This is a genomic window from Nocardia sp. NPDC055050 (assembly GCF_053608345.1).
The window spans coordinates 321,489-343,444 of sequence record NZ_JBSGVG010000001.1; the positions used below are offsets into that span (position 1 = coordinate 321,489).

Annotated in this window: 27 protein-coding genes; 21 read left to right on the forward strand and 6 right to left on the reverse strand. The window is 66.9% G+C overall.

Annotation, left to right across the window (positions count from 1 at the left end; translation table 11 throughout):
* The first annotated feature begins 48 nt into the window (after positions 1–48).
* The 15 genes from ACWGCN_RS01610 to ACWGCN_RS01680 all read left to right on the forward strand — a co-directional run bounded on the left by ACWGCN_RS01610 (position 49) and on the right by ACWGCN_RS01680 (position 15,525).
* A complete protein-coding gene (locus ACWGCN_RS01610) occupies positions 49–633 on the forward strand; it encodes a phage tail tube protein (protein WP_452458599.1) in 585 nt (194 codons plus the stop codon).
* Between the two features lie 104 nt (positions 634–737).
* A complete protein-coding gene (locus tag ACWGCN_RS01615; RefSeq protein ID WP_452458600.1) occupies positions 738–1,049 on the forward strand; it encodes a hypothetical protein in 312 nt (103 codons plus the stop codon).
* Complete coding sequence (locus ACWGCN_RS01620; protein WP_452458601.1) at positions 995–1,408, forward strand: DUF5361 domain-containing protein; 414 nt, start codon at positions 995–997, stop codon at positions 1,406–1,408. Before ACWGCN_RS01615 ends, ACWGCN_RS01620 begins: the two co-directional genes overlap by 55 nt.
* Positions 1,409–1,412: 4 nt before the next feature.
* Entirely contained in the window at positions 1,413–5,525 is a 4,113-nt protein-coding gene (locus ACWGCN_RS01625) for a hypothetical protein (protein ID WP_452458602.1), read from the forward strand.
* Entirely contained in the window at positions 5,522–6,394 is an 873-nt protein-coding gene (locus tag ACWGCN_RS01630) for a phage tail protein (RefSeq protein ID WP_452458603.1), read from the forward strand. The genes ACWGCN_RS01625 and ACWGCN_RS01630 overlap by 4 nt, the downstream gene beginning before the upstream one ends.
* A complete protein-coding gene (locus ACWGCN_RS01635; RefSeq protein ID WP_452458604.1) occupies positions 6,394–8,031 on the forward strand; it encodes a Gp37-like protein in 1,638 nt (545 codons plus the stop codon). The genes ACWGCN_RS01630 and ACWGCN_RS01635 overlap by 1 nt, the downstream gene beginning before the upstream one ends.
* Before the next feature lie 9 nt (positions 8,032–8,040).
* On the forward strand, positions 8,041–9,102 hold the full coding sequence (locus tag ACWGCN_RS01640; protein ID WP_452458605.1) for a hypothetical protein: 1,062 nt from the start codon (positions 8,041–8,043) through the stop codon (positions 9,100–9,102).
* Positions 9,102–10,169: a hypothetical protein gene (locus ACWGCN_RS01645; protein ID WP_452458606.1), complete on the forward strand. Its 1,068-nt coding sequence runs from the start codon at positions 9,102–9,104 to the stop codon at positions 10,167–10,169. Before ACWGCN_RS01640 ends, ACWGCN_RS01645 begins: the two co-directional genes overlap by 1 nt.
* A complete protein-coding gene (locus ACWGCN_RS01650; protein WP_452458607.1) occupies positions 10,166–11,212 on the forward strand; it encodes a hypothetical protein in 1,047 nt (348 codons plus the stop codon). Before ACWGCN_RS01645 ends, ACWGCN_RS01650 begins: the two co-directional genes overlap by 4 nt.
* Complete coding sequence (locus ACWGCN_RS01655; protein ID WP_452458608.1) at positions 11,209–11,823, forward strand: hypothetical protein; 615 nt, start codon at positions 11,209–11,211, stop codon at positions 11,821–11,823. Before ACWGCN_RS01650 ends, ACWGCN_RS01655 begins: the two co-directional genes overlap by 4 nt.
* A complete protein-coding gene (locus tag ACWGCN_RS01660; protein WP_452458609.1) occupies positions 11,820–13,181 on the forward strand; it encodes an N-acetylmuramoyl-L-alanine amidase in 1,362 nt (453 codons plus the stop codon). The genes ACWGCN_RS01655 and ACWGCN_RS01660 overlap by 4 nt, the downstream gene beginning before the upstream one ends.
* Positions 13,178–13,432, forward strand: a complete 255-nt coding sequence (locus ACWGCN_RS01665; protein WP_452458610.1) for a hypothetical protein — start codon at positions 13,178–13,180, stop codon at positions 13,430–13,432. Before ACWGCN_RS01660 ends, ACWGCN_RS01665 begins: the two co-directional genes overlap by 4 nt.
* The gene (locus ACWGCN_RS01670) at positions 13,429–13,701 is read left to right on the forward strand and encodes a hypothetical protein (RefSeq protein WP_452458611.1); all 273 of its coding nucleotides are present in this window, start codon (positions 13,429–13,431) and stop codon (positions 13,699–13,701) included. The genes ACWGCN_RS01665 and ACWGCN_RS01670 overlap by 4 nt, the downstream gene beginning before the upstream one ends.
* Positions 13,702–13,714: 13 nt before the next feature.
* The gene (locus ACWGCN_RS01675; RefSeq protein WP_452458612.1) at positions 13,715–15,076 is read left to right on the forward strand and encodes a hypothetical protein; all 1,362 of its coding nucleotides are present in this window, start codon (positions 13,715–13,717) and stop codon (positions 15,074–15,076) included.
* An 11-nt stretch (positions 15,077–15,087) separates the two neighbouring features.
* Positions 15,088–15,525: a hypothetical protein gene (locus ACWGCN_RS01680; RefSeq protein WP_452458613.1), complete on the forward strand. Its 438-nt coding sequence runs from the start codon at positions 15,088–15,090 to the stop codon at positions 15,523–15,525.
* Positions 15,526–15,586: 61 nt separating this feature from the next.
* Here ACWGCN_RS01680 and ACWGCN_RS01685 read toward each other — a convergent pair whose 3' ends face one another.
* The 6 genes from ACWGCN_RS01685 to ACWGCN_RS01710 all read right to left on the reverse strand — a co-directional run bounded on the left by ACWGCN_RS01685 (position 15,587) and on the right by ACWGCN_RS01710 (position 18,151).
* On the reverse strand, positions 15,587–15,892 hold the full coding sequence (locus tag ACWGCN_RS01685) for a hypothetical protein (protein WP_452458614.1): 306 nt from the start codon (positions 15,890–15,892) through the stop codon (positions 15,587–15,589).
* Positions 15,893–15,975: 83 nt separating this feature from the next.
* On the reverse strand, positions 15,976–16,881 hold the full coding sequence (locus ACWGCN_RS01690; RefSeq protein ID WP_452458615.1) for a hypothetical protein: 906 nt from the start codon (positions 16,879–16,881) through the stop codon (positions 15,976–15,978).
* Positions 16,882–17,084: 203 nt separating this feature from the next.
* On the reverse strand, positions 17,085–17,249 hold the full coding sequence (locus ACWGCN_RS01695; protein WP_452458616.1) for a hypothetical protein: 165 nt from the start codon (positions 17,247–17,249) through the stop codon (positions 17,085–17,087).
* Positions 17,250–17,251: 2 nt separating this feature from the next.
* Positions 17,252–17,665, reverse strand: coding sequence for a hypothetical protein (locus ACWGCN_RS01700; protein ID WP_452458617.1), 414 nt, complete (start codon positions 17,663–17,665; stop codon positions 17,252–17,254).
* Entirely contained in the window at positions 17,662–17,955 is a 294-nt protein-coding gene (locus ACWGCN_RS01705) for a hypothetical protein (protein WP_452458618.1), read from the reverse strand. The genes ACWGCN_RS01700 and ACWGCN_RS01705 overlap by 4 nt, the downstream gene beginning before the upstream one ends.
* Entirely contained in the window at positions 17,945–18,151 is a 207-nt protein-coding gene (locus ACWGCN_RS01710; protein ID WP_452458619.1) for a hypothetical protein, read from the reverse strand. The genes ACWGCN_RS01705 and ACWGCN_RS01710 overlap by 11 nt, the downstream gene beginning before the upstream one ends.
* A gap of 162 nt (positions 18,152–18,313) precedes the next feature.
* Here ACWGCN_RS01710 and ACWGCN_RS01715 point away from each other — a divergent pair, with 162 nt between their 5' ends.
* The 6 genes from ACWGCN_RS01715 (at position 18,314) to ACWGCN_RS01740 (ending at position 21,925) form a co-directional block, all read left to right on the forward strand.
* Complete coding sequence (locus ACWGCN_RS01715) at positions 18,314–19,483, forward strand: helix-turn-helix domain-containing protein (RefSeq protein WP_452458620.1); 1,170 nt, start codon at positions 18,314–18,316, stop codon at positions 19,481–19,483.
* Positions 19,483–19,767, forward strand: a complete 285-nt coding sequence (locus ACWGCN_RS01720) for a hypothetical protein (protein WP_452458621.1) — start codon at positions 19,483–19,485, stop codon at positions 19,765–19,767. The genes ACWGCN_RS01715 and ACWGCN_RS01720 overlap by 1 nt, the downstream gene beginning before the upstream one ends.
* Before the next feature lie 150 nt (positions 19,768–19,917).
* Positions 19,918–20,100, forward strand: a complete 183-nt coding sequence (locus tag ACWGCN_RS01725) for a hypothetical protein (RefSeq protein ID WP_452458622.1) — start codon at positions 19,918–19,920, stop codon at positions 20,098–20,100.
* A 77-nt stretch (positions 20,101–20,177) separates the two neighbouring features.
* Positions 20,178–20,549 (forward strand): hypothetical protein, encoded by a 372-nt coding sequence (locus tag ACWGCN_RS01730; protein ID WP_452458623.1) that lies wholly within the window; start codon positions 20,178–20,180, stop codon positions 20,547–20,549.
* A gap of 8 nt (positions 20,550–20,557) precedes the next feature.
* Positions 20,558–20,860: a hypothetical protein gene (locus tag ACWGCN_RS01735; protein ID WP_452458624.1), complete on the forward strand. Its 303-nt coding sequence runs from the start codon at positions 20,558–20,560 to the stop codon at positions 20,858–20,860.
* A 165-nt stretch (positions 20,861–21,025) separates the two neighbouring features.
* Positions 21,026–21,925, forward strand: a complete 900-nt coding sequence (locus ACWGCN_RS01740) for an acyl-CoA dehydrogenase family protein (protein ID WP_452460430.1) — start codon at positions 21,026–21,028, stop codon at positions 21,923–21,925.
* The last annotated feature ends 31 nt before the right edge of the window (positions 21,926–21,956 follow it).

Sequence of the window (21,956 nt, forward strand, 5' to 3'; positions counted from 1 at the left end):
ACTTCATACCTCCCCAGGGCCTGCGCAAATCCCAAGGGAGACAACATCATGGCACTGCCATCCACCCTCAAGGTCAGCGCAGGCACGTTCAATGCCGCGACCGGCGGCGTCCTCGCCGCACCGTTGGGCACCACGCTGCCGACCACCGCTGCGGGCACCATCGGCGCCGCGTTTAAGCCTCTCGGCTACGTGTCCGAAGACGGCCTGGAGGCTCAGGGCGAGCGGTCGGTGAACGCGATCAAGGACTGGAACGGCGACATCATCGCCCAGCTCCAGACCGAGCACTCCGTGCGGTTCGCACTCACCCTGTACGCGGCCTACGACGCTGACACCCTCGCCGAGGTCTTCGGCACGGGCAACGTCACCATCACCGCACCGACCGTGTCGACCGGCACGCTGATCAAGGTCACCGAGACCGGTGCTGTGCTGCCCACACGCGCCTACATCTTCGACATGCTCAACGACGTGCGGAAGCTGCGCATCGTGCTGCCTGTCGCCAAGATCTCCGAGGTCTCGGAGAACGCGTTCGTCGCCGGTGAGCTCATGGGTTTCCAGGTCACCGTCGAAGCGTTCAAGGACGCGACCGGCGTGAAGGCCTACCGCTACTACGACGACGGAGTCTTCTCCGCCTAACAGACTCGGTGGCCGGTCCGACCCGCGCAGGCCCGCCGGCCACCGGGCCCTTCGGGGCCGAACCCTCTGCCTGCGCAAACCCCCATGAAAGAGAGGCCTGCGCCATGCCCCCTCGTGCGCGTCAAATCGCTACCACCGACACCGATTCGAAGGTCGTCAAGGACGACTTCACTCGGGAGGTCGACGGCGTCGAGATCATCTTGCCGTCGCTGACGTATCTCAAGCCCGGCCTGATTCGTAAGGTCCGCCGCCTCGGCGACGTCGACGCGATGTACACCCTTCTCGAGCTGACGCTGTCGCCCGCCCAGCTGGCGGCCATCGACGACATGGACCCCGACGAGTACTCGAAGCTGCTCGAGGATTGGCGCGATCACTCCGGTGTTTCGCTGGGGGAATCCGACGCCTCGACGAGCTGATCGAGGCGTACCCCACCGCTATCGCCGCAGACCTGATCGAACGCGGTCTGCGGCTGCGGGACCTCGGGACTGACGATCTCACCTGGGGCGACCTCGCCGCCATCATCGAGCACCTGCCGATGGGGTCTGCGTTCGACCGGACCGTGCGCGGTGCCGACGCGAGCTGGCAGCTCTCGGAGCTGCTGCTCGCCGCGGCGGTGGACAGCTTGCACTGGCTGGTGTGGTCGAAGACCAAGGGCGCCAAGCGCGGAACCGGACAGCCCGACCCCATTCCCCGCCCGGGCGTGAAGGCGCGGCGCGAACGGATCGGCACCCCCGCCTCGATCGACAAGATCGACCAACTCCTGGGATGGAGGTGACCTTGTGGCCGAACCCGGACCAGGTGACGCGATAGAGCTTGCTGTCACGTACATCAGCATTGTCGGCGAGACCAGCAAGATCCCGCGCGCCGTCAAGAACGCGATGCTGGAGTCGCAGCTCTACGTCAACCGCAACCCGCTCACCATCACCGCGCGGGTGGACGTCCAGAACCTGACCGGCCACACCATCCAGGCCGACGTCGTGCCCGATTTCGAGCACTTCGCCGACCGGATGCGGTTGGGCCTGGCCATGGAAATGGCGCGGCACAACTGGTCCATTCCGGTCGGTGTCGACATCGACGCAGCCAGTGCGATGGCCGCATTCGAGGCGCTGCACTCGGCATTGCAGGCCGCGGCAACGCCGATCACCCAGCGCGTCGATGTCGACGTGGACCGCAACGCCTCCGGGTCGATCACCTCGGTCAGCAGCGCAATCGGGTCGCTGACCAAGGGTGTCGCCTACGCATCGGCAGGAGCCGCGGCGATCTCGGCGATCACCGGCGCGGCAGGCGCGGCGGCGGGCGCGGTCGGGGTGCTCGGCGTCGGCCTGGCCGCGCTCGGCCCCGCGGCCGCCGCTGCTGGTGCCACCGTCGCGGTCGGCCTGTCTGGAATCAAGGACACCTTCTCGGCGCTCAAGTCCGCGCAGGATTCCGCCGGCGCGGACAGTAAGGCGCAGGCGTCGGCGATCGCGGCCGCGCAGAAGCAGGTCGAGTCCGCGATGAAGGGCGTCGAGTCCGCGAGCAAGGATCTCGAGGACGCGAACAAGGACCTGGAGGATTCGCAGAAGGATCTGAACTCGTCCTACAAGGACGCCGCCGACAACCTCGAAGACCTCAAGATGGCCGCGGCCGACGCGGCGCTGTCGGAGAAGGAGGCCGCGCAGGCGCTCAAAGAGGCCAATCAGGATCTGGCGGACGCGAAGACGCCGAAGGAGCGCGAGAAGGCGCTACTGCGGATCGAGCGTGCTCAGCTGAACCTGGCCAAGGCGCAGGAAGCGAACCGCGACGCCCAAGACGAGAACCGCGAGGCCGAAGAGAAAGGCATCGAGAACTCCGATGCCGTCACGTCCGCGAAGGACAAGGTCGCCTCCGCGACCGACCGCGTATCCCAGGCCGAGCAGAAACTCAGCGACGCGCACTCGACCGTCACCGAAGCGCAGAAGGCGCTCCAGGACGCCACGAACAAGACCTCGGCCGCGCAGGACAAGGCAGCCAAGGCACTCGCCGCGCTGTCGCCGAACGCACGCGAATGGGTGCTGGCGATCCAGAGCATGGCTCCCGCCTGGAAAGAGGTGAAGACCGCCACCCAAGACGCGCTATTCGCTGACTCTGCCACGGGCATCAAGGACCTCGCCAAAGCAGCGCTGCCGACGCTCAAGGCGGGACTGGTCGACGTCGCAGGCTCGATGAACGGCCTGACCAAGCAGTTCGCCGCGTTCTGGTCCGCGCCACAGAACCTCGCTGGTGTCGAGGCGATCTTCAAGGGCACCGCAGACTTCATCGACGGCATGGGTCCTGGCCTGCAGCAGATGACCCAGGGCTTTTTGTCGATCGGTACCGCGTTCGCGCCGGTCGCCAATCAGGTCGGCGCGCAGTTCGCCGGCATGCTCGGCCAGATCGGTCAGGCGTTCACCGACACGATGAACAACGGGCAACTGACCCAGCTGTTCTCCACCTTCGGTGATGTCCTTGCTGGCCTCGGCGCAGGTCTGAACCCGTTGATCCAGGGCCTCATTCAGATCGGCAATATTGTCGGGCCGACCCTCGGCCCGCTGTTCCAGTCCCTTGGCGAAGCCATCAAATCCATGGCGCCCGCGCTGGGCCAGATCGGCGCCGTTTTCGCGGAAACGCTGACCGCGATCATGCCGCAGCTCGCTGACTTCATCTCCCAGCTCGCCATCGGCCTGGCGCCGGTACTGCCGGTCATCGGAACTCTGCTGTCGTCGATGATGGACGCGCTGACCCCGATGATCGGTCCGCTTTCGCAGATCGCACAGGTCGTTGGAAACACTCTGGCGCAGGCCTTTACAGCGCTGCAGCCTGCGATCGGGCCGCTCTCGACGGCGATCGTTTCGCTGATCACCGCCATCGCCCCGATCATCCCGGTCGTCGCCGAAGTCGTGGCCGGCCTGATCACCGCGCTCGCGCCCGCCCTGACGACGATCTTCGACGCACTGTCGCCGGTGATCAAGCAGATCGCGGACTCGATGATGCCCGTCTTCAAGCAGCTCCAGCCGATCCTGGCCGACGTTGCCACCAAGATCGGCAACGCCCTGGCGAAAGCTCTGGAGCAGATCGCGCCGTACATCCCGCAGATGGCGCAGGCCTTCGGCGATCTGGTGCTCGCGATCGCGCCGATGATCCCGCAGCTCGTAGAGATCGCGCTCAGCTTGCTGCCGCCGTTCCTCGATGTCGTGATCGCGATCCTGCCGCAGGTCTTGAAGTTCATTGAGGTGCTGACCTGGTTGATCGAGAAGGTCGTTATCCCGCTGGTCATTCCGTACATCAAGCAAATGACCGACGGAATCAAGACCGGCCTGGAGACGGTCGCCACGGTCATCACCACAGTGCGCGAAAAGATCGGCACCGCGATCGACCGGATGAAGAACTTCTTCGGAGACCTCAGCAAGACGGTCGACGAAAAATGGGATGGCATCGTCAAGAAGATCGCCGGATCGGTCAAGAAGATCGGCGAGCTTCTCAAGAAGGTCCCCTCCATTCCGGGAATCAGTTCGGGCATCGCCGAGACGGGCAAGGAACTGATCCGGTGGGCTGAGGCGAACGGTGCGGCTCGTGGCGGATTCGCCACCGGGACGGGAGTGGCGCGCCCACAGGGCGGCGGCCGCAAGGTAGTCGGCCCCGGCACTGGCACATCGGATTCGGTGCTGGCGATGCTCGGCGGCAAGCCGATTGCACTGTCCAACGGCGAGTTCATCTCGACCGAGCAGGCGTACCAGAACGGCGCGCCGCTGCTGTGGGCGCTGAATCAGGGCTGGGTGCCTTCGCCAGAGTTCCTGTCCGCCATGGTCGGCGGGGTACCCGGCTTTGCCAAGGGCGGCGTCCCGGGCAAGGCGTTCGCCGAGTCGATGGATCCCGCCAGCTACCTGATGGGTGGATTCTCGCGGTCCTCGATCGACTGCTCCGGCATGGTCTCGGCCGTCGTCAATGACGCACTGGGTTTGGACGCATTCGATTCGCGCATGTCGACGGTCTCGGAGGGATCCTGGCTCAAGAACAAGGGCGCAAAGTCCGGCCTCGGCGGCGCGGGCGACATCAGCATCGGCTGGTACGACCAGGGCGGCGGGGCGAACGGCCACACCGCGATGACGCTGGGCGACGGCACCAACGTCGAAAGCCGCGGTACTGACGGCGTCGTGGTCGGCGCGAACGCGCGCGGAGCCGCTGACTCCATGTTCGATCACTTCATGCACCTGCCCGAAGCTCTGCTCCAGGGTGGCGACGGAGGCAAGAAGGGAGCGACCAGCGGCGGCCGACCCGCGAAGCTGGGCGGCAGCAACGGATCCGGCGGAACTGGTGGCAGTTCCGGCGGATCTGGAGGCTCCGGCGGGACGGGTGGTACGGGCGGCAACAGTTCGGCGGGCAGCGACGCGATCAACGCGTTCATCACGAACTGGCCCGCCGAATTCGGCGTCGGCACCGGTGGTCCGGCAGCGACGTCGACAACCGGACTGACGACGAGTCCGAACAGCGACGTGGACGTCTCACAAATCCCGGTGACGACGACCCCACAAAGCACGCTCACCGCCGACACGAGCACTCACCCGCTCTCTGGAGCGCCGCTTACCGGTGAGCTGTTCAACGGGTCCAGCCCTTGGTACATGGCGAGTTCACCCGAGCAGGCATTCACCAACCTGCAGAGCCAGGCGACCACGCAGCTGGAATCGACTGTCTCCGACGTGCAGTCGTTCTTTACCGACAACTGGCAAGAAATGGTCGAGACCGGGGCCGGTGTCCTCGGTATGGGTGCGATGAGCGGTGGCACCACGGTGAACGTCACCAACAACGGCATGTCGCCCGAAGGTGCGGCGCGCGCGGTCGAGCGGCAGATGCGACGCACGAACCTGGCGACGATGCGATCGGGAGGTTTCGGTCGATGAACCCACTGCTGATGCACGAATCCACGAAGACCATCGGCTGGGATATCCACGGCCGGTGCTGGCACCTGCACGGTGCTGGCGCCGGCCGCGAGGGTGTTCGCATCACCGCGCAGACCGGGCACATGTTCGCGCCGACCTCGCTACTCGTCTCCGAGGGCGCCCGCCAGGACGGCGCCACCTTCCTGCGATCTGTGCGCTCGAAAAAGGAATGGGACTTCAACATCTTCCTCCAGGCCGATACAGTGCGCGGATTTCACGCCGTGCACGACGCTTGGTTCCGCGGCTGGTCCACGGACAAGCCGTTCAAAGTCGGCACTTTCACCCGGCACCAGGGCTGGCGCTACCAGCTCTGGCAGCTCGACGGCCCGCCAGAGCCGCTCGGCGACATCGACCCCACGGTCAACGCTGCCATCGCGTATCAGATGTCGGCCGTAGCGATGGACCCGCTGGAGTACCACCTCGAGGAGTCTCAGACCTGGGTCAACGGCAACGCTTTCGGAGAAGGCGTGCTGATGGCGCGCAATGCCGCCGACCAACCCGCGTGGCCCCGCTACACCATGAACGGGCCAGGGCGCTGGCGCATCGGCGACCCGTTGACCAGTGACCCGACCCGCATTGTGGAGACGCCGATCATCGAGGCGGGGGAGACGCTCCGGATCGACTCGCACCCCCGCCATCGAACGGCCCGCGTCTACTCCGGCGCCGAGCCGTCTGGGCGCAACGTCTGGGGCCAGCTGGCTGGCCGCCGTTGGTTCCGGAGCGTGGATCCGTGGTCGGCCCTGCCGATCACCGTGGTCGTGTCCGACGGCGGCACAACTGAATCGGAGATCACCGTGTCGGTTACCCCTCGATCCTCGCGGCCGTTCTGATGACGTGGGATTCAGCGGTCGAGGTCCGGCGGATGGACCTGGCCGAGCGCCAGGACCAGGAGTACCGCGCCGACCAGAGCGTCACGGTCAGGTACTGGGACCGGTTCATGCAGGAGGTGGGGGAGGAGGGCCGCTATCTCGACCTGCAGTTCACCTACTCTCGCAACGCTGCGGGCGGACTGAAAATGCGGGTTGCCCGTGACACCGTCCACTTCGACCATCTGTTCCGCGTCGATGAGGACGGCATCCGGCCCGAGAATCGGACTGCGCCGATCACCGTGGACACCAAGGCGTTTCGATGGGATGGGTACATCACGCGGTGCGCGATCGTGCGCGAGGACGACGGCACCGAGTACATCGACATCGAGGCCATTCACTGCTGGCAGCACATCGCCACCACCGCGCTGTGGGCCAGCCCGTTCGCGCCGATCTTGGCGCAGTGGCCCAGGCACATGGTCCTTTTCGGCCCGACGGAGTCTCTGATCGGGATCTACATGTCCTGCAACCTGATCCGGCAACAGTCCTCGGCCTACCCGGGCCAATGGTCGGACGCGCCGGAATGGGTACGCGCTGGCGATTCCCTGTGGCCGATCGCCATGGTGCCCGTCTGGATCCTCACCGACACCTCGAAATGGGCTGCGGGCACAGCGCGGTTCGACATGGCAGACGCGTTCTTCTCGAACTGGCTCGACGACTCCGGCGTGATCCTGGAGGCGAAGTTCTTCATCCCCGGCGAGGACGAACAGCCCGCACCGGAGTGGTTCTACCTCGACAAACCGACCGTCGTGCTGTGGACCACCGACAAGTCCGGTGTCACCGGCCCGACCGGCACACTCATCGACGGGCTCGTCAGCTGGTTCGAGGACTTTGTCGACGACACGACCCCGGTCCGATACCCGAATTTCAACGCTCAGAGCGAATACGAATCGGTCTACGCGAACAGCGGCCCTTTCGGCTCGATCCGGAATTTGCCGCATGTCTGGTACCTCGAAGGCGAGTACTCCGGCATCGGCGCATCCGAAGTAGCCGTACACAAACCGCTCGCGACCTCGGTGATCGTCGGCGGCAAGAGCCCGGGGTGGGTCAACGCGGGCATCGAGATCGCGATGAAAAATCTGTTGTCGTGGGTCGGCTTGCTGATCGGCGTTCCCGGTCTGGACTCGCTGTATCAAGGCCAACTCGATGATGTCTTCCTGGCCTGGATGTCCTACAGCAATAGCGAAAGGACTAGGGAGGCAGGCCCTTTCGCTTTCAAAGAGCACGTGGTGGCGAACAGCACCAAGGCCTTCACTCTCGACGGTGTGATGGCGGGTCGCGCGGGCCTGTATCAAACCCGGGGCTACACCTCGAAGAAGGTCAGCGTCGGCGACGGTGCCCCGTACCTGCTCGGCCGCGACTTCACCCTCGGCGACCAGATCGGCTTCGGCCTCGGCGACCAGATCTTCACGGACTTCGTCCACGAAATGGCCTTCACCGACACCCGTGACGCCGGTGCCCGTTGGGAACTCACGATCGGCGACGGAGCCGACGAACAGGACACCGTCACCAAGGCGTGGTCGCGGCTCGGCCAGCTCGCCACCGCGGTGCAGTCCATCGCGACCGACGTCGGTGCCGACCTCGACCTGATCATCTTCTAGGAGGCACCGATGCCCGATATTCAGATCTCCGCGCGCCTGGTCGTCACCGAAGAAGTCGACCTCGACGGGCTGCCGATCCTCACCGCGACGGTTACCCCGACAGAGGAAGCGGCCGCACTGCCGTTGCCTCCAGGCCCGACCGGTCTGCCGGGCCCGCGCGGTGCACCGCAGACGACCTTCGCCAAGCAGGGCACCATCGCGAACGCTGGCGCGCGCCCGGTCGGCCTCGGCCTGGCCGACCGCGGCCAGTGGTGGCATCGCCTCGACACCGATGGCATGGACTTCTGGGACGGGTCGGTGTGGATTCACTCGCCCGGTGCCGTCGGTGCCCAGGGCTCGGTTGCCCCCGGCAATTCCGTCACGGTGACAACCACGCACGATCCGGCGCTCGTCGGCGCCGCGCTGCGGATCACCGGATCGACTGCAGCGCAGGCAGTACAAGCCACCGTGCCAGCGGGCTTACCCGGTCCGCCCGGTCCGGCCGGCGCATCCGGAGCGATCACCGCGGCCACCGACTGGGACACCACCGTGGGCCCGGTGAACCGCAGTTCCTTCGCGCTGACTTCGTCCGGCCGTCGGTGGCAGGCCACCCAGCCGCCCAACGGGTTCGGGCCCTGGGGGTGGTGGGACGCCGAGTTCTCCGCCGATCACGAGGAGGCGATCCCCGCGTACACCGCGGCGGTCTTCACCGTTCCCGCGCTGCCGTTTCAGTGGCGCCCGATGTGCTGGGGGAACATGCACGCCTACATGGAGCAGGGCAGCGAGGCCCGCGTGGAGCTGCGTATCCGGCTCAATTCGGCGAACGGTGTGATGGTCGCGAGCGGCGCCGGCCACCGCATCAGCACCGCGACGGCTCACCTGCCGCTCTCCTGGTCGCCCGCCTACGGCGACGAGGGCACCAAGGCGTTGTCGCCGTCGAGCACATACGCGACCGTCCCCGCCGGGCAGTCGGCAACGCTGCACGTTTGCGTGGAGCGCGTCGGCAACGGCACCGGCTACAAAATCGGACATTCCAAAGTCGGCGCAGCCCTGACGGTGTGGGCCCAACCAGTTCCAGAGGCGGTGTCGTAATGCCCACAGTCGGCGAGTACTTCGAGCAGACCCAGATCCGAGGAATCAACGAAGGCATCGGCGAACCCAGTGTCGTGCAGTCCTTCGGTGGTACCCCGCGCAACGGCACGCTGGAACTGCCCACCGGTTCACCGGGCGCGACCGGACCGCAGGGCCCGCCCGCGCACCGATTCCGGTGGGAAGGCGACATCAGCGACCCCACCGCGCTGGCCGCGCTCTCCGAGACCCTCGGCCCTGCGCACGCGGGCCGGGCGTGGCGCGTGGAGTCGACCAACACGCTGATGTACTGGAACGGAGCATCTTTCGATTCCTTCGCGGAGGCCTTCGGCGGGCACGGCCCGACCGGTGAGCTCAACGAGCTGGCGATCGGCACGGTTACTACCGGCGCGGTGGGTAGCGATCTGGAGATCACGATCACCGGCACCCCGCCGAACCAGACGCTGAACATCGTGGTGCCGCGTGGCGTGGCTGGTGTGCAGGGCCCGATCGGTTCACCGGGCCCGCTGCGCGAAGCCACCGACTACGACGACACCACCCCGCCCGTCAACGGTGCTGTGCCGCTGTGGTCCTCGGCGACGAGCAAGTGGACACCCACCCCCTGGCCCGGATGGCGTGGACCATGGACCGTTCACGAGGACCAGGCATGGGACGGCGCCGCAGGTTTCGCGGCGACCCAGAGCGGAGTGTCGACCACCCCGAACACGGTGTGCAACATCAACATCCCGGCGCAGGACGTCGCGTGGCGCCCGCTCGTCTTCGGCGGCATCTTCCTGCGCCCGGCAGACGGCACCCGCATGGACGTGGAGGCCCGGATCACCAACGCATCCGGTCAGGTCGTCGGCTACGGCCCGGGAACGCAATTCGCGCTCGACTCCTTCACCGAGCTGTACCCGCAGTTCAACACGGCCTCGATGACCCCGGCGTCATCGGTCGGCGTGATCGCTGCAGGAGTGCCCGCCGTGATCGCGATCGTGCTCCGCCGCAATTTCGGCTCCGGCACCTACATCTACAACCGCGGCACCGCACACGCCACCGTGTGGGCGGTCCCAGTGACGGGAGCGCCATGACCGTCGTCTTCGACGCCGACATCACGCTCACTCTGCGCGGGGTCACCGACCCCGTCGGTCTTCCCTACACGGTGAACCCGCTCGAGCTGGTGGACCGCGAGGGATTGCTGGAGATCCGCGAGGGTGCCACCGGCGGTCCGGGCCCGCAGGGCGATCCGGAATGGCCATGGCAGTGGATGGGCGACATCGCCGATCTCGCCACGCTGCAGGCCCTCGGCCTGGGGGAGGCGCAAGCTCGACGCGCCTGGCGAGTGCTCGACGAGAACTCGGTGATCCTGTGGACCGGCATGAACTTCGTGCGCTTCGAGATTGCGTTCCAGCACGCCGGACGCCAAGGGCCTCCGACCGTTCTGTCTGGTGTGGCGACGATCGGCGCGGCAGGCAGCTCGGCAACGGCGGCGATCACCGGCACTCCGCCCACCCAGGTCCTCGAAGTCCAGTTCCCCCGCGGTGCCACCGGCGCCGCAGGGGACCCCGGCGAGGCCGGCGCGATCTCGGACGCCGAGGACGTCGGTGACCTGACCACCGCTCGCCAGGGCGCGGTCCTCGCGTGGAGCACCGCGACGTCGGAGTGGCTGCCGATCCCCGCGCCACGTCTCGGTGGTCCGTGGGCGATCGCCGGATCCCAGTTCACCGGCGGATCGAACCTCTCACAGTCGCCGAAAACGATCGCGACCATGACGATCCCGGCGCAGCCGATCCCATGGCGGCCGATCGTCCTCAGCGGGTCGATCGGCCTGCAGGCCCATGTGTCGACCGTCAATGAGTCTCGGCCCGACGTCGAGATCCGACTGGGTGCCGCTGACGGCCCGCTGATTGGTTTCGGAGGCGGGGCACCGGCCGCGAACCACACGCAGGCCCAGTTCATTCCGAGGTGGGAGGCCCCCATTGGGCCGTCGTCCACGCACGCCACCGTCGCAGCGAATCAGACCGCGCAGATCTACGTCATCGTCCGCCGAGCGACCGGCACCAAGAACTATTCCGTGATCACCACCGGCGCGCAGCTGATCATCGGCGCCCAACCCCTGGAGGGCCAACCGTGAGCGACATCGTCGAAGAGGTCACGACCCCGGCGGGACGTGACCAGGAAGAGCTTCGCTACCACGCCACCGGCAAGGAAGGCGTGCAGGTCACGGAGAAGATGCGCCAGTTCCTCGGCCACATGGTCAACGGCACCCTGCCGACCATGGACGTGCCCGAGGTAGCGCCCGAGGTTCGCGAACTCGCCGAGGAGCTGGCGGTGCTGCACCTGCCGGAGTGGAAGAACCCGGCCGGAAGAAAGCTCGCCGAACCGGCTGCGATCCAGGTTGCGCAGGCGCCGCGCATCGCCGACTACCTCATCCAGCGCGGATGGCGGCGAGACCCCGAGCTTGAGGTGGTGCGCTGGTCGCCCACCCCGGGCGGCCTGCCCGGACCGTACGACACCGGCCTGCACTACGGGCGCGACGAGAACGGCGAATGGCCGGAGGATCCCGATCCGGAGCGGTTCTGGGATGTCGACGATGTCACCACCGCACAGCTGCCCGACGGCACCTGGAAAGCCGAGCACCCGCGTGGTGTGGCCTTTCAAGCTGCGACGAAATCCGACGCGCTCGCTGGGGTCATCGACACCATCCGCGAGCGCATCGCCGCGGCGAAGGAACAGGCCGAGTGACCGCGCCGCGGTGCTGGCCGCTCGGTGCTGGCCGTGACATCACCTCAGCGTTCGGCCAGCGCGCTGGAGAGTTCCACTGGGGCGTCGACTTCGGCCGCTCCGGCGGATCCGCCGGAATGCCGGTCCACGCAGTCCAAGGCGGCTTCGTCGACCGCGTCGGTTCAGCAACAGGATTCGGCCGATGGGTGTGCGTTGACCATCCCGATGCGGACGGCGGCGGATACAGCGTCTACGGCCACGTCATTCCCGAAGTGACATTGCATCAGCGCGTCGAGGCTGGCCAACGCATCGCCCGCATCGACCCGGACCCCTGGACCAACGGAAACGTGGCCCCGCACCTACACCTCGAAATCCATCGCAGCCTCTGGGCCCCTCCTGGGCCTGACCGGCTGGACCCACTTCTCTGGCTCGTCGATGCCCGCGAGCCGGACCACCTCGAAGAAGGAGAGCCGATGAGCTGGACCGGAGATCCCGTCTGGCTGGCTGACGTGCTGCGCGCCGCTGGCCTGCCCGTCATCGAGCACGAAGGTTGGCGCGATCGCGGTCACGGAGACTTCCGTGACGTGCGCGGCGTGCTCTGCCACCACACCGCCGGCGGCGGCGCGAACGACTGGCGCATCGTCCAGAACGGCCGCCCGGACCTGCCCGGCCCGCTCGCCCAGCTCGTCCTCGAGCGCGACGGCACGTTCCGCGTGATCGCGGTCGGTGTCTGCTGGCACGCGGGCCGCGGCTCGTGGCCAGGCTGGCCCACCGACAACGCGAACTACCACGTGATCGGCATCGAGGCCGTCAGCCGCGGCGACGGATCCGACTGGACCCCTGCACAACTCGACGCCTACAAGCGCGGCTGCGCGGCCATCCTGGCCCGCATCGGTCGCGATTCCCGCTCGTGCGTGGCACACCGCGAGTACAGCAGCGAGGGAAAGATCGACCCCGCTGGCATCGACATGGACGCATTCCGCCGGGACGTCCAGACCTTCATCGACCGCCCGCAGGCCGGGCCCAATCCAGGAGCGCCCATGAGCGACCAGCAGATCGCCGAAATTCACAACCAGGTAGGTGTGTCGCACTCTGTGCGGCAGGTTTTCCAGAAAACCTTCTACAACATCCGGGACGGCAAGTTCTGGACTCGCGCGGGGCTCGCCGACATCTGGAACGAAACGGTGTGGGACGGGTACGTCAACCCGATCGACCTGCTCGACGACAAGGAAGACCCCGACCTGCACCCGACGTCACCGAACCAGGCGCGCCGGTCGTCGCTGATCGGGTACGTGCTCGCAACCTATCGCGAAGCCACGCTCGCCCGGCGCAACACCGACAAGATCCTCGAGCTGCTCACCGAGGGCGGTGCGCGATGATCACGCGCCTGCTCCGGCTGGAGCCCGCTGTCGTTCGCGGTCTGCTGGTCGCGATCACCGCGATCATCGCAGCGGCCATCGGCCGTGAGGTCGACCCGGGGTGGGTCGACACCATCATGAGCGGCTACATGCTGGCGGCTCCGCTGATCGCTGGCCTGCTGATCCGTCGCAAGGTCACCTCGGTGGCACGCCTGCAGGACCTCGGCTTCGGGCTACCCCCGGTCGGCAAGCACTACGGGGAGAGTGCATGACCGCCGAGCAGATCAACGCAGTCGGCGGCATCATCGTCGCGATGCTGGGCGCCTGGACCGCCTGGCAGGGCAAGAAGGTCAGCGAGCTCCAGGCCCGTGTCGACAAGCTCGAAGATGAGCTCGCGCACTGGCAGACGCTCGGCATCGAGGCGATGAAGTACATCAGGCGTTTCTGGGTGTGGTCGGACCGTCGCGACCTGGCCCACGAGCGCGGCGAACCGCCACCCACCCAGCCCGAGCTGCCAGCCGTCCTCAAAGACCAGCTATGAACGGGAGCATCTGATGGCTGAGTTGCCACCGCTCAAATACGGCAAGGTCGTCGGCCGGTTCCTCGCCAATACCAGCGACGGCCCCGACATCGACCGGACCCCCGAGTTTTACCCGCTCACCGGCACGATCACGTTCGCTGCCGAGGCCCCGAAGATCCTGGTGGCCGAAGGCGTTCCGGCACCAGCCACCTACGTGCAGCTGCCGCAGCATTACATCGCGTCGCTCGATGAGTTCGGCTACCTGACGTGGCGCGGTGACCGCGGCATTTTCCTCGTCGCGCCGAGCGCGGACACCAACCCGTCCGAGTGGACCTGGCGGGTGTCGTTCGACCTGGAGTACGACGGCGACGCGGTGGTCATCGAGCCGTTCAGTTTCGACGTCCCCGAGTACCTGCCTGGTCCTGACGAGGAGGACCCCGACACCGGATCGACCGGCCTGGTCGACCTCACCGTGGTGTCGCCGGTCCCCGCGTCGTCCGGCAACGCGGTGGTCCGGGGCCCGCAGGGCGAGGGCATCCAGGTGGACCGCAGGGTCGCGACTTACGCCGCGCTGCCCGGCACCCCGCCCGAGGGCGACGGCGCGCAGTACGTCGTCGCTGCCGATGGGCTGCTGTACATCTACCGCACCGGCGATGGGTGGATGGCCAATGGCCAGGGCGTCGTCATCCGCGGACCGCAGGGCACTACCGGCGCGACTGGCGCAACTGGTCCGGCGAACTCGCTCACGATCGGTTCGGTCGTGACCGGCACCCCCGGCAGCTCGGCGGGCGCGCTGGTCACCGGCACTCCGCCCAATCAGGTCCTCGACCTGACGATCCCGCGCGGCGACACGGGCTCGCCGGGCCCGGCCGCTCCGGACGCGACCACCTCAGCGAAGGGCATCGTGCAGCTGGGCGGCGTGCTCGCAGGCACGGCTTCGTCGCCAGCGTTCAGCGCTTCGGCGTTCGGCACGTCCAGCTCGACGGCGTGCGTCGGCAACGACTCGCGGTTGTCCAACGCCCGCACACCCGCGGTTGGCACCACGCCCTACGACGTGTCCCTTCCGGCTTTCGGCAAGGACACTGTTCGCAGCACCTCGCCCGGCACCGGCGACTTCCCGTTCGGCATCAAGCTGCAGCGCGACGTCACCTTCACCTCGGTGACGTACCGCGGTGCGACGCCGGACGCGTCGGGCAACCTGGTCGTCGAGCTCCGCAAGAACGGCACGACGATGACGGGCAGTTCGGCCACGATCGCCGCGGGATCCCAGGTAGCGGGCGGCACGGCAACAGGCACCTACGCCTACAGCGCGGGGGACATTCTGACCGTGCAGGTGACCGGTGTTGGCACCACGCCGGGCAAGGGGCTGATCGCAGATATCCGGGGGCTGGCCTGATGCCGTGCATCGTGATCGCCCCGACTGCCAATCTGTTCCTGCCTTCCGGGATGTTCAAGAACGGCGACTCATCAGGCCTGACCACCACTTTCGCGCTGATTCCGACGTGGACCGCAGACACCACCCCCTACCCGGGCAGCACCGTGGTCAGCAACGGACTGATCGTCCAGAGCACGCGCGGCGGCGTCCTCATCGCCGCGAACATCCTGATGTCCAACGCCGCTGCGGGTGCCGTGACCGGCACTGTGCAGCTCAAGCAAGGCGCTACGGTCATCGCGACCAGCTCGCCGGTTTCCCTCGGCGCCTTCGGCGGCACGGGTACGGCAACCTGCTCGGCCACCGTCGACGTCACCGCTGGTGATTCGATCACCCTCGAAGCGCGGTGCAGCGGCGGCAGCGTCGTAGTGAAGTCAGGCACCGCGAACAGCTGGGTCCGCGTGACCGGCTGACAGCCAGAACACGAACGCGCCCCACCGGATTCTTCCGGTGGGGCGCGTTTCGTCGTTCCGGTCAGCTCTCGCCGATCCAGTTGTAGACCGTCTGCCGGGCGACGCCGGTTTCCATAATGATGGACTGCGGCGCGACCGGGCCGTCCTGCGCGGTGCCGCGGTGCGCGGCTGCACTGGCGGCTGCCATGTATCGCAGGATGTGCCGCTCAAGCTCGCGAGCGCCCCGCAGGTCGTCGGCGAGCAGCTGCAGAGTCATCAGGGCGTCGACTTCGGTTTCGAACTCGAACTGGGGATCAACTGTGTAGCCGACGCTTGCGGCGCCCTCGGTGTAGAGGTCTTCGGGGCCGGTGATGGTGCGCTGTTCCATGATGTTCCCTCCGAGTGACTGTCTAGTGATAGACACTCTACGACGCCACCACGCTATCTGTCTAGTGGTAGACACATATGGGACTATGGTCCAGGAGTCCACACCGCGCTATCGCGATCACCAGTGCAGACCAGGGTCTGACCGGATGGCGACTCGGCCACGCCATCGTCATAGCTGCACGGTGATCCCGGCTGCCGCGTGCCGATCAGCGGAGCGGAGTTCACCCACTTCGGTGTGGGCCCACCGGCATACGCGCATTTCAGCTGACCGCCGCTGGCGTCAATGCCCCAGTTGTCGACGCTCGGATCGCACGCCACACCAGCCGCGGGCGCTGCCTTCGGCGGTGCGGTCCGCGTTGGTGTGACCACCTGAGGGGAGGGCGTTTCGGCGGAAGTGGTGGCCGGCGCTGGTACTGCGATCGCATCCGCGGTCGGCAGGGGATTGGGCAGGGGGATCGTCGCAGACAGCGGTGCCGGTTTCACGAACTCCCAGTTCTGCAGGCTGGCGTTCTCGCTCGCGACGAGTGGTGTGTACTGCAGCGCAGTCGGATTCGGCTGGACTTGCAGGATCACCCACTGAATCGTCTTTCTGCCCACCGCGGCCGATGCGCCTTCCGGCCACTGCGGCTGACAGGCGCTGGTCACCACGCCATTCTCCGTCGGCTGCGTGACCCCGCCCGCGTCCAGCGTGGTGGTCGAATACATGTCCGGCGTGGACAGCGCCACCGTTCCAACGTTGTCGATCTCGACCTGAATCGCCAAGCCCTGCGTCCCCTGGACCGGGTCGATCATGCACTCGGTCGGCACCGTCACCGCGGCGCGCACTGCGATTGTGCCGATCTTGGCGCCGGTGTCAGACCGTTTGAACTCGATGTCGCCGCCGAATCCAACGGGTGCGGCTGTAGCTGTGGATGTCGTAGCCGCGGTGCTCGTGTCTCGGTCCGAGAGCATCATGGCGCCCAGCACTACGACACCGACGAGGGCCAGCACTCCGAGGATGACGACCGCCGCGATCCATAGGCCCCGGTGGGGGAGTTCGTTGGGCGGCTTGGCATGTGGCGGCTGTGTCACGGACGTCCCCTTCAACGATGCGGTATCTGCTCGCTGCTGAATCGGCGGGCGCACGCCGATTGATACAGAAGCGCCCCGCCGGAAGGGGATCGGCGGGGCGCTTCACAACGGTACTGCGGAGGTCAGCTGTTGCGCTGGTCGATCGCGCTGATGCCGGCACTCTTGGGGGAGCGCCAGCCGCCGGGCCCGAATGCGATTTCCAGGCGAGCAGCATTCGCGACGGAGCTGCCGCCCGAGTTGCCCTTGACTCCTGAATTACCGTCCGGGCCCGAGATTGCGAGATCCACGATCAATTCCTCTCTGAACTGTCGTCAATCACGGCGAGGACTTCCCACCGTGAGCGAGCGGCCGACGGATTGTCGACCGGTATGACATCGGCGGCGCGGACTAGACGTAGAGGCACCACGCCACCGAAGAAATGGGCGAAGCTCGGCACAACAACGGCCTCGGCGCCGGTTGCGCGGATCAAGGTGATGAGCTGATCGATCGGGTCGACGACCTGATCGGCTGGGTCGCCCGCCCCGTGGCTGGTGACCATCGTCTTCATGACCGAGTAGCCGAGTTTCGCGCCGGTCGATCGGATCAACTGCTCATCCCATTTGCGACGTGGTCCGGACTCTTCGGCGACGAGGTACCCGAGCGCGGGCACGCGCTGCCGGAGCTTGAGCAGACCACCGAACCAGCCGCTGACGGCGGGTCTCATGACGCCTTTTCCAGGGCCGCTTCGTCTGAGGCATCCTTTTTCAACACGGCGGTGGTGTATCTCTGACCTTTGGCCGTGGGCCACCACACATAGCCGAGATTGCTTGATCGCCTCGCCACCATGTCCCGGTTGTGTAGTCGTTCGAGCGGGGCAGTGACGCTGCGTTCCGTGAGACCCATTCGTGCCGCCAGCTCGCCCGCGGTGGCGGTGTCGGTGTCGAAAAGGACGAGGGAGTCGAGGGTCCACTGGTCGACCTTGCCCAGCGTGATCGGGAGGCGCTTAGACGACATGGCGCGCCTCCGTTGTGCTGTAGACCTGCCACTTATTCCGCCAGCTGTCCAGGCGGATGTAGCCACGGCGGCGCAGCGATTGGGCGGCAAGGTGTACTCGCCACGGCGCCCGATTGACGACGCGGGCAAGAGCTTTCGTGTTGAGCTGGCCGCCGTTGCGGAGTGCGCGAAGGACGGCCGCCTCGGTGTTGGTCATGAGGACCCCCGGTGCGTGTGGTTTGGCTACGGGCGCCCGGTGCCGATGCTCCTGGGCAAATGGATCGGGGCCTCGGACACCGGACGCAACACCGACGTTAACGCTGGGTGACGGGGGTCTATGTTCCTTCTACGTTCCGAATTTCGATGCTACGGTGGCGGCGTGAAGGAATCAGACTCAGTCGGCGCGCGCATCGCCAAATACCGAAAGCTCAAGGGCTGGCTTACGTCCGAGCTCGCCGAACGTGCTGGCGTTGGCGACTCCACGATCCGCAAGGTCGAGGCTGGAATCGTCGGCCCGTCCACGTTCTGGGTCGGCAAGGTCGCCGACGCTCTCGGCATCGATAAGAAGAAACTCGATGCCGAGGAAACCGAGGATATCCAGACTCTCGATATCGTGCCGGTCATACGCCGTACGTTGGCCGCCGTAGACCTGATGGACGACGACCTGGAGCCCCTGCCAGTTGCCTCGCTCGCGCCACAGGTTGCCAAGCTCGGCGACTGGCGCCGCGGTGCTCGGTACCGGCGTATCAGCGAGGCGCTGCCCGGCCTGGTTGATCAGCTGCTGGTGTCCGCTGATGAGTACGGCGAGCCGGTCTATGGCCTGCTCACCAATGCCTACAGGGCCGCGAACACATTGGCGCACAAGTACGGACACCCCGATCTCGGCATGACCGCGACCGAACGGATGCTCTGGGCCGCAGGGAAGTCGGGCGATCCGCTGCGTGTCGCAAGCGTCGAGTACCTCAAGGCGGCGACCTTGGCGCGAATCGGTGCGCAGCGCCAGGCGATGCGACTGCTCGACCGATCCATCGCCGACATCGAGCCGCTCGCCGAAGCCGACCGCACCGCCGCCGCCGTGCTTTCCACCCTGCACATGCGGGCAGGCACGGTATCGGCAACCATCGGCCAGGCCGACGTCTCCCGAATGCACCTGGACGAGGCCGAGCGCCTGGCCATCGACATCCCGGATGGCGCGATCGTGCTGGATACCGTCGTCGGCGCGACCAACGTCCAACTCCACCGGATCGCCGCCGAGGTCGACTTGGGCGCAGCAGGCAAGGCGCTGAATATCGCGAGCAAGGTCCGCCCTCCGAAGGGCTTCGCCAAGGAGCGCATGACCTACTACTGGGTCGACACCGCCCGCGCGCACTTGCTGGCCGGTGATCCTGACGCCGCCATGGAGGCGCTGTTGGAGTCCCGCGAGGTCGCTCCGGAGCACTACCGCGCATCCGGCACCGTCAAGAACACCGTGCATGCGACGGCCGCCCAGCAGCGCCGCGCATCCAGCACGCTGCGGTCGCTGGCCATCTCAGCCGGGATCGAGGACTGATGGCCGGCACGGATGGACTACGGACGCCTGGCGAGTTCGATCAGGTCGCCGTCGCTGCCCTTGTCGAGGCCGGACACACGACCGACGCAGCGGCCAGTGTGGTCGCGACGCTGCGCGCGGCCGGGGTCATGCGCTCCAATCTCGAGGTCACACCGGCCGGTATCCGGCTGGCAGGCAACCGTGCCGACATCACCCTGACCAACGGGTGGGAGGTCTCTGGAAGGGTGACGCGCAACGGTGAGCCGCTCGTTCCGGACACGGTCGACTGGATGCCCAATCCCTGAAAACCGAAGCCGCCCTGACCGATCTGGTCAGGGCGGTTTTTCATGTCTGACCAGGGCCTTCGGGTCGGGATCGGGTTGAGGGTTGCGCAAGTAAACCCTAGGGTTTACTCTAGTGTCATCACCAAGGCACACCAACCGAAAGGCCCGAAAATGAACGCCACCGCAGCCAACATCATCGCCACCGAGAACCGCGAAGCACACTGGATCCTCAAGGGCATGGGCTACGACCTCGCCGAAGCCGAGATCATCATCAACACCGCCCGCAAGATGGGCGAATCCCTTGGCGATGACAAGGCGCTCGCGATGTGGGGCCGCATCAAGATCGGCCGCTAGAACATCAGCGGGCCGGGGTAGCTGATGACTACCCCGGCCCGCTGGCCACCCTACCTACCCAGATCGGAGCGCACGCCATGAACATCGACCGCATCGCCGACCTCGTTGAGGCATCGACTGGCATCGCCCCTGTGCACGAGGTCCAGGACGAGGCCAAGCTTGGCGACCTCGTCGCCGCCATCCGCGAGAACGGCTGGACGGGCGCACCTCTCGTCGCCGACGGAGATCAGGGCATCACCGGCGCCCATCGCTTCCACGCCGTCGTAGCCCTGCGTGCCGAGGGGATCTTCATAGAGTTGCCCGTCGTCCAGGTGGCCGACCTCGCCGACGAGTTCGACATCGACTGGGACACCATCCGCGCGGAGTACACCGAGTACGACCGCTACATCGAGTTCATCGACCGGCTGCCCGCCGACGTTGTCGACTACCTCGGTCTCGACCTCCACTAAGGGGAAATATGTCTGACCGGATTCGATCGCCGTGGGCCGACCTCGCCGCGCAGGCGCGCGCACTGGCCGACCTCGCCGACCAGTGCGCCGCCAAGAGTGCCGGCGAACTCGCGCCCGGCGATCAGGGCAACCCGCTCGCCGACCTGGATGCCAGTGCGCTCGCCGTGCGCGGTGTTGTCGCTGCGTGCCGTCGAGCAACCTGGCAGGCGCTCCACGACGACGGCGCGACCTATGCCGAGATCGGCGAACTGTGGCACGTCAGCAAGCAGGCTGTCCGCCAGGCGCTCGTGGCGCAGGACCGCCCGCGCTGATCCGGATCGGCTCGGATCCTGTGGACGCGGTCCACATTCGGGCCGTAGGCTGATCCCGCCCCGTGCACCGTAATTCATCTAGATTCATGTAGCCGCAGGTAAACCCGCTGGTCACGTTCTGATCAGGGCCTCGATAGGGGTTCGATTCCCCTAGGCTCCACATCTGTGAATTCCTCGGTATTCGATTTTCTTCTCACCACCACTCCCGCCGACGCCGTTTCGGCTGATTTCGCGGCGGACTGGGCGCGACACCGCACCAGGACAGCCGGGTTCGCGAGTTCGCTCGATCGGGCCGCGATCGCCGGATTCGACGGTGCGGGAACAGGTCCCGCCTTCCTCGGTGGCTATCAGGAAGCCCTGCACGCGCTGGTTCCCTCGCTCGATCCCGCCGAGCTCTCCTCGATGTGCGCGACCGAGGGCGCCGGTGCGCGACCGTCGACGATGACGACAACAGTGCGCGAGGACGGCACCGTCAGCGGCACCAAATCCTTCGCCACGCTGGGCGCGTTCGCCGATCGGTTCCTGGTGATCGCCCGCTCCGGCACCCAGCCCGACGGCAGACCGCTGCTGCGCGCCGTGCTCGTCGGCGCCGGTGCGTCCGCCGCGGTGACGCCGCTGCCCACGCTGCCGTTCGCGCCGGAGATCCCACACGCGGAAGTCGTCTTCGATGCCGCGCCGGGCGAGCTGCTGCCCGGTGACGGCTACGCCGACTACCTGAAGCCGTTCCGGACGGTCGAGGACCTGCATGTGCTGGCCGCTGTGCTCGGTCAGCTCATTCGGGTCGCCCGGCTAGCGCAGTGGCCCGCGGAGCCCGTAGAACAGCTGCTGGCGCTGTTTGCGGCGGTGCGTGGGGTCGGTGCCGAGGACCCGAGCTCCCCGGGTGTGCACATCGCGCTCGGCGGCATCTTCGATCGGCTGACCGGTCTGCGTACCGAACTGGAGCCGCTGTGGACGCCGGTGGATCCGGAGGTCAGGAAGCGCTGGGAGCGTGATGCGCCGCTGCTCGGGGTCGCGGGCAAGGTGCGGGCGGCGCGGCTGGCGACCGCGTGGCGCACGCTCGCCTGATCGACCGGTTCCGGTGCTGTGTCACTCGCTC

What these genes read in the sequence shown, in the direction of transcription:
- ACWGCN_RS01730 (WP_452458623.1), top strand. Translation starts at nt 20,178, where the DNA reads ATGAACATCGACCGCATCGCCGACCTCGTTGAGGCATCGACTGGCATC.
- ACWGCN_RS01665 (WP_452458610.1), top strand. Translation starts at nt 13,178, where the DNA reads ATGATCACGCGCCTGCTCCGGCTGGAGCCCGCTGTCGTTCGCGGTCTG.
- ACWGCN_RS01700 (WP_452458617.1), bottom strand. Translation starts at nt 17,665, where the DNA reads ATGAGACCCGCCGTCAGCGGCTGGTTCGGTGGTCTGCTCAAGCTCCGG.
- ACWGCN_RS01610 (WP_452458599.1), top strand. Translation starts at nt 49, where the DNA reads ATGGCACTGCCATCCACCCTCAAGGTCAGCGCAGGCACGTTCAATGCC.
- ACWGCN_RS01735 (WP_452458624.1), top strand. Translation starts at nt 20,558, where the DNA reads ATGTCTGACCGGATTCGATCGCCGTGGGCCGACCTCGCCGCGCAGGCG.
- ACWGCN_RS01705 (WP_452458618.1), bottom strand. Translation starts at nt 17,955, where the DNA reads ATGTCGTCTAAGCGCCTCCCGATCACGCTGGGCAAGGTCGACCAGTGG.
- ACWGCN_RS01710 (WP_452458619.1), bottom strand. Translation starts at nt 18,151, where the DNA reads ATGACCAACACCGAGGCGGCCGTCCTTCGCGCACTCCGCAACGGCGGC.
- ACWGCN_RS01720 (WP_452458621.1), top strand. Translation starts at nt 19,483, where the DNA reads ATGGCCGGCACGGATGGACTACGGACGCCTGGCGAGTTCGATCAGGTC.
- ACWGCN_RS01725 (WP_452458622.1), top strand. Translation starts at nt 19,918, where the DNA reads ATGAACGCCACCGCAGCCAACATCATCGCCACCGAGAACCGCGAAGCA.
- ACWGCN_RS01670 (WP_452458611.1), top strand. Translation starts at nt 13,429, where the DNA reads ATGACCGCCGAGCAGATCAACGCAGTCGGCGGCATCATCGTCGCGATG.
- ACWGCN_RS01645 (WP_452458606.1), top strand. Translation starts at nt 9,102, where the DNA reads ATGCCCACAGTCGGCGAGTACTTCGAGCAGACCCAGATCCGAGGAATC.
- ACWGCN_RS01685 (WP_452458614.1), bottom strand. Translation starts at nt 15,892, where the DNA reads ATGGAACAGCGCACCATCACCGGCCCCGAAGACCTCTACACCGAGGGC.
- ACWGCN_RS01630 (WP_452458603.1), top strand. Translation starts at nt 5,522, where the DNA reads ATGAACCCACTGCTGATGCACGAATCCACGAAGACCATCGGCTGGGAT.
- ACWGCN_RS01635 (WP_452458604.1), top strand. Translation starts at nt 6,394, where the DNA reads ATGACGTGGGATTCAGCGGTCGAGGTCCGGCGGATGGACCTGGCCGAG.
- ACWGCN_RS01650 (WP_452458607.1), top strand. Translation starts at nt 10,166, where the DNA reads ATGACCGTCGTCTTCGACGCCGACATCACGCTCACTCTGCGCGGGGTC.
- ACWGCN_RS01675 (WP_452458612.1), top strand. Translation starts at nt 13,715, where the DNA reads ATGGCTGAGTTGCCACCGCTCAAATACGGCAAGGTCGTCGGCCGGTTC.
- ACWGCN_RS01640 (WP_452458605.1), top strand. Translation starts at nt 8,041, where the DNA reads ATGCCCGATATTCAGATCTCCGCGCGCCTGGTCGTCACCGAAGAAGTC.
- ACWGCN_RS01615 (WP_452458600.1), top strand. Translation starts at nt 738, where the DNA reads ATGCCCCCTCGTGCGCGTCAAATCGCTACCACCGACACCGATTCGAAG.